Below are 14,021 nucleotides of genomic sequence, written 5' to 3' on the forward strand. Positions count from 1 at the left end.
GTCTATATATTTGCAAACTATTTAATTTACAAGATAAAAATGAGTTTATTAACAGTAGGCACAGTTGCCTTCGATAAATTAGAATCTCCTTTCGGGAAAACAGATAAAATTTTAGGTGGAGCAGCAACTTATATCAGTATGGCATCTTCATTATTAGGTGTTGAAACTGGATTAGTTTCTGTTGTAGGTGGAGATTTCCCTGAGGAATACATTGATTTATTAAAATCAAAAAATGTTGATTTAGCAGGTTTAGAAATTGTAGCTGATGGTAAAACTTTCTTTTGGGAAGGGAAATACCACAATGATTTAAATACTCGTGATACGTTAACAACTGAGTTAAATGTATTAGAGACTTTCAACCCAGTTGTTCCTCAAAACTGGAAAAATGCTGATGTGTTAATGTTAGGGAATTTACACCCATTAGTACAAGCAGGAGTTTTAGAGCAAATGGAAAATCGTCCAAAATTAGTTGTTTTAGATACAATGAATTTCTGGATGGATTGTGCTTGGGAAGAGTTAATGGCAGTGATCAAAAATGTTGATGTAATTTCTATTAACGATGAAGAAGCTCGTCAAATGTCTGGTGAGTATAGCTTACGTAAAGCAGCTCGTAAAATTGCTGCAATGGGACCTAAAACGGTAATCATCAAGAAAGGTGAACATGGAGCTTTATTATTCCAAGGAGAGCAAGTGTTCTACGCACCAGCTTTACCAATGGAAGAAGTTTTTGATCCAACAGGAGCAGGAGATACTTTCGCAGGTGGATTCTCTGGATACTTAGCAAAAACAAATGATTTCTCTTTCGAGAACATGAAACGTGCTATTATCTTCGGATCTGCATTAGCATCTGTTACATGTGAAAAATTCGGTACTGAATCTTTACAAAATTTAGATGTTGACGCGTTAAATGCTCGTTTGAACGAGTTCCGCGAGTTAATGCGTTTCGAACAAATTGAATTCTAGTAAGAAATTACTTGAAATATATTAGTCCTTTCTTTTTTAGAAAGGACTTTTTTATTGGCTTGATTTTTAGTAAATTAAAACTATCAAAATCTTTGTTATGAAAAATAGAATTATCCTTGTTTTAATTTTGGCATTTTTGTCTTTATTATCCGGTATTTTAATTTCTAAGATGTCATTTATAGGAAAAGTAGGCATTACTTTTTTTTATGACGAATACACCATTTTTAAATCTTGGTGGAAAACAGGGCTATTATTTTTCGTAATACAAATGATTATTTTTGGGTTATTATCCTTCTTTCATTTTGAAAACAATTCTGTGTTTAAACAAAAAATAGTACCGATTATATTTATCATTATAGGTGTAATAGGCGTGTATTATACTTATTATGATTTTACCGAAACTTCGCATCGATTAATGAAAACTAGTTTTCATATGGGGTTTTATTTATTTTGGATAGGATGGTTTATTTCGTGTATTTATTATTTAATATTAACGAAAAAAGAAATAGAGATGCATGATTTTGACACGTTATATAAACATGAATCGCAAGAATAAAAAAAAATCCTATCGAATTTCGATAGGATTTTTTTGTGACCGAGACAGGATTCAAACCTGTAACCTCTTGAGCCGTAATCAAGTGCGCTATTCAGTTGCGCCACTCGGCCGTTTCCAATTTCAGAACTGTTGTTCTTATTTTGGACTGCAAATATAAGGCGAATTTTTAATTCACCAAATAATTTTCAAAAATATTTTATCCTCTATTTCTATCAGCAATTAAAAGCATCATATAACTTAATATAAATAATTCGTCATTTTGTTCAGTATCAGCTAATTTATCTAATTTAAATTTTCTACCAAAAAAAGAAGGTTCTTTTGAAATTTCCATCAATTCTTTCCTGTTCAAATCAGTTAAAGCATATTTTGGATTAAAAATATACCCTGTAAAGAATCCGATTACCGGAATTTCTCCTACCATTCCGTCCAACATACGAACTACTCCGCTTCGTTCTTTAATCGTAAAAATATGGTTATCGTTCGCGTCATAAATATGGAAAGTAGCAGTCCAAAATGATTTTAAAGTTTTTCTTCGTGCTTTTCCAACAATTTTCCCAGATGCATCAGTAATTGTAAAGGTTTGTTGAAAATCAATTAATTTATTAGATGTTAATTCATACAATAATTCTGTTTTATTTGAATTACTATATACTTTAATGCGATCTCTCCATGAAAACATTTTTTCTCTGACATAAAATATAGATTGTCCGGAAGCATCGGTTACTGAAAAATCGTTGGATAACGTTCCGATATGAAATTTAAAATCTAAAGGGAATTGTAGTTGGTTGATTGACATAATTCTATTGTTATATCTTTCAAAAATAAACGAATAAATTAAATTTTTCAGTAAATTAATTTTAAACAGAAAAACTCACACTAAAATGAAATACAATTTTAAAGATAAAGTTGTTTTAATAACTGGTTCTGCATCAGGAATTGGAAAGATATTGACTCGAAAAGTACTTGAAAAAGGTGCAAAGAAAGTTATCATGTTAGATTATAATTTGGAAGGTGTAAACCAAGTAAAAGAAGAATTTGCATACTTTGGAAAAACAATTCATACCTATCAAGTAGATTTATCACAACAAGATCAAGTGTTAGCAGTTATTGAAAATGTAAAAAATGATATTTCAAAAGTAGATGTATTAATCAATAATGCAGGTGTTATTGTGGGAAAATACTATACAGATCATTCCGTAAATGATATAAATTATACAATGAATATTAATACAATGGCAGTAATGTTATTAACAAATGCATTTATGACGGAAATGGTTAATCGTAATGAAGGGGTGATTTGTAATATTGCTTCGATGGCAGGATTAACGTCTACACCAAAGATGGCTGCTTATGTAGCAAGTAAATGGGCAGTTGTGGGATTTTCAGAAACATTATGGTTAGAAATGAAACAATTAAAAAAAGATGTAATAATCAATTGTGTAATGCCTTTCTATATCAATACAGGAATGTTTGATGGGGTAAAATCGAGAGTTGTACCAATTCTGGATCCAGAAAAAGTATCGACGAAAATTATTTCAAATATTGAAAAAGGTAAATTCAGAACACCATTACCCATGCCGTATTGGTTTATCCGTACAGCTCAAGCTTTATTACCTAATAAGCTTTATGATTTTGTAATGGGAGATGTTTTTGGAATTTATGATTCGATGGAAGATTTTAAAGGAAGAAAAAAATAATAAAAAAAAGCTGAAGCAAACACTTCAGCTTTTTTTTATTATAAATAATTTCGTACTTCATCTAAATGTGTAATGGTTGGAACGCCATCCATTTGTAAATTTTCATCCAGTCTATCAAAGAAAATCGCAGCCATTCCATATGCTTTTGCACCAACAGCATCTGCAATCCAATCGTCACCAATATAAATAGATTCCTCTTTATTTGCACCTGATTTTTCTATGGCCAAATCAAAAATACGTGGATCTGGTTTTAAGATTTTAATCTCATCCGCATAGGTCACCGTTTTAAAGTAACCATTTAATTCTGAAGTTTCAATTTTACGTTTTGATACTTCAATAAAACCATTCGTAATGATATGTAATTGGTATTTAGGTTTTAGATAATCTAATAATTCCATTGCACCATCTACAACTTCATTAAAATTTGTGATGGTTTCCATATATTCATCTTCAAAGATTTTAGCTAAAGCATCATTATCGATCCCTAAATTATTAAAAGCTTCTTTGAAACGTCGATCACGTAATTCTTCTTTCGTAATTTTTTTATCACGAATTAGTGCCCATAGGCTTTCATTGCTTTCATGATAATGTGGGTGGAATTCGTCGAATGTAAAACCATAACGGTTCTCCACATCATGTTTTATATATAATTCTGCTAATGCAAAACGAGCATTTTTACGAAAATCCCAAAGCGTGTTGTCTAGGTCAAAAAAGACATGTTTTATTGTGTTCATGGACGCAAAGTTAAGCAATATGATGTAGATTTGTGATTAAGAAATTGTAAGATTGAAGAAGCGATTAGAAAAATTTAAAACCAAAAATGCCAAAGGTGTCCTTTCATTAATGGCAGGAAATACCGTTGCACAAATCATCATGATTTTAGGTGGATTTGTTTTGGGAAGATGGTATGGACCAGAAAATAATGGTACATATAATGTTTTCTTAAGCTTTGTAGCAATCTTATCTATTTTAACAACATTTCGATTAGAAAATATTTTTGTAATCTCTAAATCTTCAAAAGCAATCCGAAATTTATTTTCAATGCTTTTGATGATCACTACACTTGCTACGTTTATTTTCTTTTTAGGATATACCGTTCTGCATGAAATTTTTGATTTTAAAACTTCTATCTGGGTCGTTTTACTAAGTTCGATAGCAGGATTATTTACCGCATGGAATAATGTACAAACATCTTTATTTACAAAGTATCAATTATTCAATGTCATCTCTACAGGATTTGTAATCAATGCATTTGTTTCTGTCGCATTACAATTTGTGTTTTTCTTTTTAGGCTTTGAGTCTAATGGATTAATTTATGGAACTATTATCGGAACCATCATATCATGTTTATATTTTTTTACAATTACAAAAGGAAGATTCAAGAATCCACGTTTCCAACTTTTTAAACAAACGTTGGAAAAGAATAAAGAGATTGTAAAATATACATTACCATCAGATTCATTAAACGCTGTTGCAAATAATTTGATGACCATCTTAATAGCATTCTATTTTACTAAGATCGAGGTAGCTTTTTTTGCAATGTCAGCCAAAATGTTAGTAACACCTTTAATTATTCTATCTAATGCGATGTCTAAGGTTTTCTTTCAGAAATCTGCAAGTATGATGAATCATCATCCTGAGAAACTATACGACTTATCGCTAAAAGTAGTATTATACAATGTAGGAGCTATTGGTGCTTTTCTGTTGGCTATGAATGTGATAGGAGTTTATATTTTGGAATGGATTTTAGGTAACGATTGGGTGGGATTGCAAACTTATGTATTTATACTTTCGTTCTGGATTTTATGTCGTTCGGCAATGAATCCTATTTCGCAAATTGTGGTAGTTATTCGGAAAAATCATTATGCCTTATATTTTAATATTTACTTAGTTCTCATTACTATTGTTTCAGTTTTAATAGGTGGTGCAAGAAAAGACATGTTTGCTACGTTATATATCTATTCAATCATGGCGGGTATAGGATATTTAATCCAATTATATTTTGTGATGAGACATCTAAATTACTTAAAAAATAAAGCGTAAATGTGTGGATTTTCTGGTGTTTTTTCTAAAGAAGAATTAAATGAAGATGTAATTGTAAATTCATTAAAATCTATAAAACATCGTGGCCCGAATAATACGTTACATGCATGTTTTGAAGATGATTTGAAATTATTTTCTAGCGATTTATCAGATGAAGAAACTCAATTAAAATATCCAAACTTTTTTCATAAATTATCTTCAAATTGGATTGGATTTAATAGACTTTCAATTTTAGATTTATCAAATAATGGAATGCAACCATTTTATGATACAAAATCTAAAATTGCTTTTTTATTAAATGGGGAAGTCTATAATTTTAAAACTTTAAAAGATAAATATCTTATAGGAATTGATCTAAAATCTGGCTCGGATACCGAAGTTGTTTTTCAATTATACTTAAAGTTTGGGGATCAATTTATTGATTTACTACAAGGAATGTTCGTAATTGTTGTAATAGATTATTATGACAATAAAATTAAGATTTGGAGAGACCGATTTGGTATTAAACCTTTTTATTATTACTTGGATGAACATCAGTTTATTTTTTCCTCAGAAATAAAAGGAATTTTTGAAACTGGTTTAGTAAAAAAAGAAATTAATTATAAACATTTAGCCTATAGTTTTTATCTTAATTCTAGTTTTGCACCTCATACAATTTATGAAAATATTTACACCTTAGAAGCGGCTAATAAACTTACCGTAGATTTTTTGTCATTTAAATTTAAGAAAGAAATTTATTGGACATTAGATTATATTCCAAATAATCAGGAAATCTCGAAAGAAGAGTTTTTAGATGATATTAAATCGGTGGTAAAATTAGCATCTATTTCAGATGTTCAACAAGCAGTAATGCTAAGTGGTGGTCTAGATTCTGGATTATTAGCTTATCAACTTCATCAAAATTCGGTAGATGTGGATGCAATTACAATTTACAACGAGGAAGCGGATGAACAGAATGAATTAACTTTCGCTCGAAGTAACGCAATTAATTCGGAGTTAGAATTACTAGAAATTGAAATTCCTAATGATGTTTCTATACAAGAGCTAAAAGAATATATTTTAGCGGAAGAAGAACCCAATTATTCGCCAGAACCAGCTTATTTTTTATCTAAGAAAGCAAAAGAAAATAATTATGTGGTGTTGCACAATGCTTTAGGATTAGATGAATTATTTTATGGATATTCTTATTATTATAAAGCTAAGCAACTTGAGAATGTAAAATTATTCTTACATCCAAGTTTAAAAATGTTTTTGTCAGGTAATAAAAAATTTAAATATGAAGATCTTACCATTTTTGGATTAGAAGGCATTCCGTTTATTTTAAGAAGTATTGCGAGTTGGCAAGAAATAAAAACTTTATTTAAAAAATATGGAAGCGAAAATTGGGAACATCCTGTAGCTACTTTACTAAATCAAGTGAGGAAAAATAATCCTAATTTTGATACCTATCCATTGCTTAAAAAAATATCATATTTAGATATATATTATTACATAAGTTCTCATCATTCCTTAAGATCTGATTCGCCGAGTATGGTAAATAATATAGAAATGCGTTTTCCGTATTTAGATCATTTATTTATTCAAAAATATTTCAATTGTTCTCGCCTTGATAATGGTTTATCAATGAAAAATAATAAACCATATTTAAGAAAATGTGTAAAAAATATTTTACCCAATGATGTGATGAATATGCCTAAAAAAGGTTTTTCTATGCCTACTAAATCGTGGTTGAACTCTGTAGATGTAATACAAGAATTCCCAGAAATAGAATATTTTTTTGATGATATTTCTATGGATTGGTTAAATAATTCTACAAAAAAATGGCTGTTAATTTCAACAAGTTTACTCTTAAAATAATGGAAAAGAAATTTATTATTTGCTTTTTAGCTGATTTACATACTTTATATGATGATAGAATTTATTGGAAACAAGCGCTCTCATTAGTAAATAATGGTTACGAAGTACATTATGTAACGATAGGAAATGTTGAAGGTAAAGGAACTACCAAGGAGGGTATTCACTTTTTACAGTTAAAACGAAAAAAATATTTGCCAACAGTAGCTTTAAATTATTTATTCAAAAAAATACCTTTTGTAACTACTGAGTATGATGAAGCTTTAGATTATTGTAAGAAAATTAAACCTGATTTATTTCATATTCATGATTCGAGGATCAATAGAATTTTAAAGGATTTGAAATGCATTGGTAAAAATCCTAAATTTATATATGATGGACGCGAACCTTTGGATAAAAACATGAAAGATTATCGTTTTAAAGATTCCAAAATTCCAAAATTTATCACTCATCGATATGCAGATTATATCCAAAATTGGGAGTATAAAAAGGTAAAAGAATTTGATTATATATTTACTGTGGACGATGGTTTATACAATCGTTTTAAGACCCATGTAAAAAATGTTCCTATTCAAAACTTATATAATTTTACAAATCTAAAAAGTCAAAGAAAAAATTTAACCTACGAAGAAAAAATATACGATGCCGCATATATAGGCGGATTATCTGAAATTAGAGGAGCTATGGTTGCTTTGAAAGCAACAAAATATATTGTAGGAAAAATTCCTAATTATAAATTATTATTTTTAGGTCAAATATTCGATGTTACGCTACAGAATAAGATAACAAAATTTATAGATGAACATAATTTAAAAGGCAATGTTGTGCTAAAGGATTTTGTTCCGCACCAAGAAGTTTCAGATTATTTTAATCGAATAAAAATGGGGTTGAATCCTTTACTTTATGCTAAATCTCATGAAGAAATTATCCAGATAAAATTATTTGAATATATGAATTTTGGAATTCCAATTATTACGAGCAATTTTGGCTACATGCAACAATATGTACTTGATAATAATGTTGGGATTGCTATTGAGCCTAATGATGAGAAATTGCTTGCGAATACAATAGTAGAGCTTTTGGATAATCGAAAAAAGTTTGATGAGTTTGCGCAAAATGGTATCAAATCAGTTGATGAAAAATTCAATTGGGATTTAATGGAAAATAAAATGCTAGAAGTTTATAATAAATTATTAACTGAAAAATAGTTTAAACTTCCAGATTAAAAATTAGAATAAGAGAAAATAATTAATATTTTTTTCAATCTCATATAATTAGGCAAAATGTCAAAAATTAAAAACGTTTTTTATAAAGATTTAATTTGGTATGCATTAGGAACGATGATTCCTATGGGAATTAATGTAATAAAAACGCCAATTTTTACGAGACATTACTCTCCAGAAGAATATGGATATTTAGGGTTAGTAATGACATTTTTTCTTTACATGTCAACGGTTTCTTATTCTTGGATAGCAGGTTGTATTTGGAGATTTTACAATTCTTTTGAAAAAAATAAAATATTAAATAAATTTTATTCTAATATTTTATTTTTATACTGTATATCTTCACTGGTTATTCTTTTTTTTACACTAATATTTATTACATTTTATCACGAACCTTTATTAGTTTTTAATCTGATTATATTATGTTTTTCACATTTTATAATCAAGGAATTATTAGGGTTATTCTATTTTATAATTCGTGTAAAAGGATATGCAAAATTGAACAATATTTTGCTGATAGCACAAGTTGGTTTAAGTTTTACAGTATTACTTTTACTTGCTTTTGTATATAATTTTGATATTACTGCCTTAATAAGTAGTTCAATAATTATTGACCTTTTATTCGTGCTTTCTATCGCAGTGTATTTAATTAAAACAAAAAGAATAAAATTATTAAGTTTTAAGCTCGTTCATAAAAAATATTTAAAAATATTTACTCACTTTGGATCATTTATACTACTGTCAAGTTTAGCAACTTTATTAATAGTTTCTAGTGATAGATATATTTTAGCGATGTATGATAGTATAGAAAATGTTGGTATATATACTAAAGTTTATGATATCGCTCAGCTGTCAATCTCTGCTTTAGTGTTCGTTTTCTTTAATGTGATTAACCCTAATATGAATAGAGAATTAACACATAATTTAGAAAATGCTGATATTCTGCTTCGTAAATATTTGTTTGCTTATATATTTACGTTATTACCTTTTACGATACTTTTCTCAATATTTTCAAAAGAGATTTCCTATTTACTCTTAGGTGAAGAATTTAGAAATGGGCATATTATTATGCCATATGTATTTTTTAGTGCTTTTATTTTTGGAATAATAAACTTTAATCAAAATAAGTTAAAATTTAAAAATAAATTAAAAATCATAGTTCAGATTTTATCCTTTTGCTTTTTTATAAACTTAATACTAAATTTCTTATTTATTCCAAGTTTTGGATATTTAGGAGCAGCGATTACAACATTTATAAGTTATATAATCATGCTTATTTTATTTTTTAAAGCAGATTCTCTAAATTTTTTAAAAGATAAATTAGCCCTAAAATCTATAGCTAATCAGTTAATTGTTTTACTAATTTTTTTTATAATTGATCAATTATTAAGAAAAATTATTGATTTCAATATTTGGATTGCAATCATAGAAGGAACAATTTTTTTATTGACATTAGGAATATTATTCAGAAAAAAATTTCAAGCTTTAGATTTACCCGTCTAATCAATTTTTGATGATTGTATCAGTGGATTTATTTACATAACCTGTAAACTCTTTACCATTTGGATACGTTATCTTCCCATTCTTTTCAAAAATAATTTTCGCATTTTTTCCAAAAGTAATTTTAGCTTGTGGAGCCATAATAATAGGTTCTTTAATTGTTAAAGTAACATTATCAGCAACCTTTAGATTAGAATAGAAACGTTGAGTTTTCGTCCAAGTGGTATGTTGAGGAATTAGGAATGTATTTCCTAAGAATGAATTTTCAGTAACAAATTGGATTAAATTACTTTCACGCAAGTTTTTATGGGCTTTTAAAATTTCCGTGGGTTGTAAATAATTTCTTGGATCAGATCCTGTTTGCGACATTAATGCATATTTGCATTGATTGGCTTTGTGGTATTGGTTGCTATGCTCTAAGCCCATGGTATGCCCAAATTCGTGTGCAGAACCTACGGCATCGTTCACGTGCCATTTACGTGTCTCTTGCCAATTGGTTTTATATTCTGTGGTTAATTGATAGCGATGATAAAGGTATTTAAGGTATCGATTAGGGATATGAATACTTGAAGTTCGCGTAAGATTGGTTGTCGTGGGAAATTGAGAAGCTTCAACTCCTGCAATATTATATCCTTTAGCGTTGTTGGAAGCGAAACGATCAAAATTTTCTCCATCCATTGTGAGATAGACCAATATGCCTTTCGGGATAGATGGGTCATTTGAGAATTTTTGATCTAGATTTTTTAAGTACCACCCTTCATATGGAGAAATACCGCTGTAATTTTTTTTCTCAATATTGGCCCCACTATTTTTATAATTCCATGCTGTTGCATCTTCATAGGTGATGTAATTGAATTTAAACCTAATTTTAGAGTCGTTGTAGAAATCGGTACCTGTATAACAACCTGTTAAATTATCCGGTTGATAAAAGTGGCTCCATACCTCATTTATTTTTTCGAAATAATCTTGGACAAGTGACTTTTCTTCTGCATTGTTCCAATCAAAATTCGAATGTTTTTTTTGATCATTTGTCAAAATAATCACATTCACATTTAAAGTGATTGGCGTTAAATGATTTGTAATCGTAAAGTTATCTATCGTAGCGGTGGAAGATAACTTACTATCAAGAGGAGATGTATTTTTTGTTGGAGTAGCAGCTGCCTGCGGTTGAACAATTCCGATGGTTTGTGTCGTACAAGCACTGCACATAAAAACCATACAAAGTATTAAAAATTTATTCATAGGTATTGGATTGGTCTTATGTAATTTACAAAAAATATATCTGTTAGAAAAGAGGACTTTTACAGTGTACAAAAGTTTTTTTCTCAGCTCTAAAACTTGCATTGAAATCTTGAATTCCTTTTATGCTTGAACCTTCGAAATCCAATATAAATCCTTGTTGATTAAATTTTTGAATCATATGATCTACGATAAAGGTGTTGTAATTGAAGATTGAATTGTTTTTTTTGGCATTACACAATTGGATCAATCGGTTCCCCGATTTGATGTAGAAAGAGCTTGCAACGACTTGTTGATTCTCTATAATGTTGATTGTTATTCCCAACTTTTTTTGTTGGATAATTTGGACTAACGGGTGTAATTTATCTAAAGCCAGTTGTTTTTGAATTGCAGGATATTCTGTTTTCAATAAAGCAATAAAATCTTGTGCAGTCTCAGAATATATTATCTGAGCCCCTTGTAAACCTTTGTTTAATTCTTGTTTTCGATTTTTGCGCAGACTTTTTTTATACTGATTATATTCCACATTTAAATTTAAAATCTGGTTGACTTTCTGTGGTAGATTAGGAGCTAAATATTGGGTGTTTTCTTCATTAAATGTATAATAGCGAACCAGTTGATGGTTTATTTCTTTATAAAATAATTGAACAATTTCTTGAGGAAATGAATTCGCATAAAAAACCCCTAATTGTTGGCAATAAGTAGGTTGACTAATGAATTTAATCCCTAATTTTTTTTGATAAGGCAAAGGCATAATCGCTTCATAATCATTTAAGACTAAGCAATCCCATTGCGAATCCGTTAAGGTATCTAAATACCAATATTCTGCATACACACGATAGTTGATCGCGCGTTGCAAACAAGCCGAATATTTATCGAGATCTAAAGCTGATCTTTTAATTTTCTTAATCATTGAAAATGCTTTCGTACACTTTTTTCCAGTCGTTCCAATAGTCGTTTAAATTCGATGGGTGGAACAATGTTATAAACGTTCCGTTTACTTTTTTAATTGTTTGTTTCAATCTTTTTAATTCTACGACCGCTTTTTCGGGTGAAAGGTTTAAATAGTTTCGTAATGTAACATCCATCGCTACAAAAGGATAGATTGTTAATAACGTTTGTTGATTGGTGGATAAATCAAACCATTTGAATGGGGTAGATGTACCTGCTCGGAAGCCTATTTGATGCGCAAATCCCATTGTGTAATCTTCTGTTATTTTGTTTTTCAACAATTGTTGATAAGTGGATGGAAAGTTCAATTTAATGAAATGTTGTCTTGATTTTGTTATTGGTTTTTGAAGTATTTTCTCTAATCGATTGATTTCTAATTCTTGTAATTGAGCATCAAAATTAGAAAGGTAAGAGGGATGAATTCCAATATTTGCCCATTTAGCTAGTTTTTGAATTAGGCTTACTTGATTTTTATTTTTCCACGAATGGTTTTTATCAAATTCAGAATAATCACCTAATAACCAAAAAAAAATGGTTTCTATATTTTTATTTTTAGCTAAGTTTTCGATGTAATTATACATATCATAAGGATCATCTTGTTTTCTATTTAAAACTGAGATTTGAGTTTTAAAATTTTTTAAATCTCCTTTTAAGAGTTTTTTAAATAGAGAACCGTATTTTATTTTTACAGAATGATGTAAATACTTCCAAGCAAAATCCACATCATGTGTATTAATTTGCTTAAAGGATCTTTCTTTAAACTTAATATCAGGAAATTTCTCCTTAATTTGATGCTGGATTTCTATACAAATAAAGTCAACTATAGGTTGAGAATAATCTAAATCAGAACCTAAAAAGCGGTTATGTTGATCAAATTGATCAGGTTTTGCTATATATTCTTCATAGCGAGAAAGCCAATAAAAGCATCGTCCAATAGGAGAGAGTGTATGATAATTTATGGAAGTTCGGATATCATTTTCCAATAAAATATCATCTACAAGAAAGTTTATTTCTTGATCAAAAAAATGATTTGAGAAATTAATTTTAGCAGAATTTTTTTGGATAAATTCTTCTTGGTTTGAAATTAAAGTAAATTTAATTCCACTAAATTCTCTAAAAATAAAATCGAAAATATATTTAATTCGAGGAGTTATTTTCTCTGTATATATAATAAGATCAGACGTCAAAATTTTACTTTTTCCAAGGATGATTAAAAGTAAGCATTTTCTATATCAATCCTTCATCTGCAAATGAGAAATAATCCTTTTGAGAAACAATTATATGATCCAATATTTGAATATCTAAGTATTTAGCGCCTTCAATAATTTTTTTAGTTAAAGATTTATCAGCTTCGCTCGCAATTATATTTCCGGAAGGATGATTGTGAGAGAGTATCAATGCAGTTGCCATTAACTCTATACTTCTTTTAAATATTACTCGTATATCTACCGATGTTTGTGTAATTCCCCCACGAGAAATCTGTTCCGTTCTGATAATTTTATTTCCTTGATTTAAGAACATTACCCAAAATTCTTCAATAGGTAAATCGCCAATCTGTTGTTGTAAAATCTGTGCTGCATCGTTACTCGAATTTATTTTTACACGATCTAATACTTCCTGAGAAGTTCTTCTTCTCCCAATTTCTAAAGCAGTAATGATTGAAATAGCCTTAGCTTCTCCCACACCTTTAAATTTACATAAATCTAGAATGCTATATCTTGCCAGTTCATTCCAATTATTATGTGCAGAATTCAAAATTCGCTTAGCCAATTCAACCGCAGATTCTTCACGATTACCACTTCCCATAATAATTGCTAATAATTCGGCATCAGATAAGGAAGATCGACCTTTTAAACTTAATTTTTCGCGTGGACGATCATCTTCATTCCAATTTTTTATAGATTGTTTTTCTTGATTATAATTTTCCATTATTTAAGCTATAAAATATTTCTCAATTAACTGGTATATAATTACTTAAAATAAAAAAGCTCGAAC

The 14,021-nt window shown here is 29.0% G+C and carries 13 protein-coding genes and 1 tRNA gene; 7 read left to right on the top strand and 7 right to left on the bottom strand.

Features of this window, described 5'->3' with window-relative positions:
• Window positions 1-39 precede the first annotated feature (39 nt).
• Both IM532_RS05960 and IM532_RS05965 read left to right on the top strand, forming a co-directional pair.
• Window positions 40-963, top strand: a complete 924-nt coding sequence (locus IM532_RS05960) for a PfkB family carbohydrate kinase (RefSeq protein WP_194182537.1) — start codon at window positions 40-42, stop codon at window positions 961-963.
• A gap of 97 nt (window positions 964-1,060) precedes the next feature.
• Entirely contained in the window at window positions 1,061-1,519 is a 459-nt protein-coding gene (locus tag IM532_RS05965) for a hypothetical protein (protein WP_194182538.1), read from the top strand.
• Window positions 1,520-1,555: 36 nt separating this feature from the next.
• Here IM532_RS05965 and IM532_RS05970 read toward each other — a convergent pair.
• Both IM532_RS05970 and IM532_RS05975 read right to left on the bottom strand, forming a co-directional pair.
• Window positions 1,556-1,629 (bottom strand) — tRNA-Arg (locus IM532_RS05970).
• A gap of 86 nt (window positions 1,630-1,715) precedes the next feature.
• Window positions 1,716-2,315 carry an LURP-one-related/scramblase family protein gene (locus IM532_RS05975; protein WP_194182539.1) on the bottom strand — a complete coding sequence of 200 codons (600 nt, stop codon included), beginning with the start codon at window positions 2,313-2,315 and terminating at the stop codon, window positions 1,716-1,718.
• A gap of 85 nt (window positions 2,316-2,400) precedes the next feature.
• On the opposite strand from IM532_RS05975, the gene IM532_RS05980 reads away from it, so the two are divergent.
• Window positions 2,401-3,216, top strand: coding sequence for an SDR family NAD(P)-dependent oxidoreductase (locus tag IM532_RS05980; protein ID WP_194182540.1), 816 nt, complete (start codon window positions 2,401-2,403; stop codon window positions 3,214-3,216).
• A 38-nt stretch (window positions 3,217-3,254) separates the two neighbouring features.
• On the opposite strand, the gene IM532_RS05985 is transcribed toward IM532_RS05980, so the two are convergent.
• Window positions 3,255-3,950, bottom strand: coding sequence for a YjjG family noncanonical pyrimidine nucleotidase (locus IM532_RS05985; RefSeq protein WP_194182541.1), 696 nt, complete (start codon window positions 3,948-3,950; stop codon window positions 3,255-3,257).
• 52 nt (window positions 3,951-4,002) lie between these two features.
• On the opposite strand from IM532_RS05985, the gene IM532_RS05990 reads away from it, so the two are divergent.
• From IM532_RS05990 to IM532_RS06005, 4 genes are all read left to right on the top strand, one after another.
• Window positions 4,003-5,259, top strand: coding sequence for a lipopolysaccharide biosynthesis protein (locus tag IM532_RS05990; RefSeq protein ID WP_194182542.1), 1,257 nt, complete (start codon window positions 4,003-4,005; stop codon window positions 5,257-5,259).
• Window positions 5,260-7,116, top strand: a complete 1,857-nt coding sequence (asnB, locus tag IM532_RS05995) for an asparagine synthase (glutamine-hydrolyzing) (protein WP_194182543.1) — start codon at window positions 5,260-5,262, stop codon at window positions 7,114-7,116. It abuts the gene before it with no gap.
• On the top strand, window positions 7,116-8,321 hold the full coding sequence (locus IM532_RS06000; RefSeq protein ID WP_194182544.1) for a glycosyltransferase: 1,206 nt from the start codon (window positions 7,116-7,118) through the stop codon (window positions 8,319-8,321). The genes asnB and IM532_RS06000 overlap by 1 nt, the downstream gene beginning before the upstream one ends.
• A gap of 75 nt (window positions 8,322-8,396) precedes the next feature.
• Entirely contained in the window at window positions 8,397-9,839 is a 1,443-nt protein-coding gene (locus tag IM532_RS06005) for an oligosaccharide flippase family protein (RefSeq protein WP_194182545.1), read from the top strand.
• Here the strand turns inward: IM532_RS06005 and IM532_RS06010 are convergent, their stop codons facing one another.
• Genes IM532_RS06010 through radC form a run of 4 tightly spaced genes read right to left on the bottom strand, consistent with a single transcriptional unit; the run spans window position 9,840 to window position 13,955 of the window.
• Window positions 9,840-11,078: a hypothetical protein gene (locus IM532_RS06010; RefSeq protein ID WP_194182546.1), complete on the bottom strand. Its 1,239-nt coding sequence runs from the start codon at window positions 11,076-11,078 to the stop codon at window positions 9,840-9,842.
• Window positions 11,079-11,121: 43 nt separating this feature from the next.
• Entirely contained in the window at window positions 11,122-11,988 is an 867-nt protein-coding gene (locus IM532_RS06015; RefSeq protein WP_194182547.1) for a hypothetical protein, read from the bottom strand.
• Window positions 11,981-13,213: a polysaccharide deacetylase family protein gene (locus IM532_RS06020; protein WP_194182548.1), complete on the bottom strand. Its 1,233-nt coding sequence runs from the start codon at window positions 13,211-13,213 to the stop codon at window positions 11,981-11,983. The genes IM532_RS06015 and IM532_RS06020 overlap by 8 nt, the downstream gene beginning before the upstream one ends.
• A gap of 40 nt (window positions 13,214-13,253) precedes the next feature.
• Window positions 13,254-13,955 (bottom strand): RadC family protein, encoded by a 702-nt coding sequence (gene radC, locus IM532_RS06025; protein ID WP_194182549.1) that lies wholly within the window; start codon window positions 13,953-13,955, stop codon window positions 13,254-13,256.
• Between the last annotated feature and the right edge of the window lie 66 nt (window positions 13,956-14,021).

It is taken from the genome of Faecalibacter rhinopitheci (assembly GCF_015234135.1).
GTDB classification, from domain to species: domain Bacteria; phylum Bacteroidota; class Bacteroidia; order Flavobacteriales; family Weeksellaceae; genus Empedobacter; species Empedobacter rhinopitheci.

Coding starts and splice junctions, on each gene's coding strand:
- IM532_RS06015 (WP_194182547.1), bottom strand. CDS start 11,988: ATGATTAAGAAAATTAAAAGATCAGCTTTAGATCTCGATAAATATTCG.
- IM532_RS05960 (WP_194182537.1), top strand. CDS start 40: ATGAGTTTATTAACAGTAGGCACAGTTGCCTTCGATAAATTAGAATCT.
- IM532_RS05975 (WP_194182539.1), bottom strand. CDS start 2,315: ATGTCAATCAACCAACTACAATTCCCTTTAGATTTTAAATTTCATATC.
- radC (WP_194182549.1), bottom strand. CDS start 13,955: ATGGAAAATTATAATCAAGAAAAACAATCTATAAAAAATTGGAATGAA.
- IM532_RS05965 (WP_194182538.1), top strand. CDS start 1,061: ATGAAAAATAGAATTATCCTTGTTTTAATTTTGGCATTTTTGTCTTTA.
- IM532_RS06005 (WP_194182545.1), top strand. CDS start 8,397: ATGTCAAAAATTAAAAACGTTTTTTATAAAGATTTAATTTGGTATGCA.
- IM532_RS05980 (WP_194182540.1), top strand. CDS start 2,401: ATGAAATACAATTTTAAAGATAAAGTTGTTTTAATAACTGGTTCTGCA.
- asnB (WP_194182543.1), top strand. CDS start 5,260: ATGTGTGGATTTTCTGGTGTTTTTTCTAAAGAAGAATTAAATGAAGAT.
- IM532_RS06000 (WP_194182544.1), top strand. CDS start 7,116: ATGGAAAAGAAATTTATTATTTGCTTTTTAGCTGATTTACATACTTTA.
- IM532_RS06010 (WP_194182546.1), bottom strand. CDS start 11,078: ATGAATAAATTTTTAATACTTTGTATGGTTTTTATGTGCAGTGCTTGT.
- IM532_RS05985 (WP_194182541.1), bottom strand. CDS start 3,950: ATGAACACAATAAAACATGTCTTTTTTGACCTAGACAACACGCTTTGG.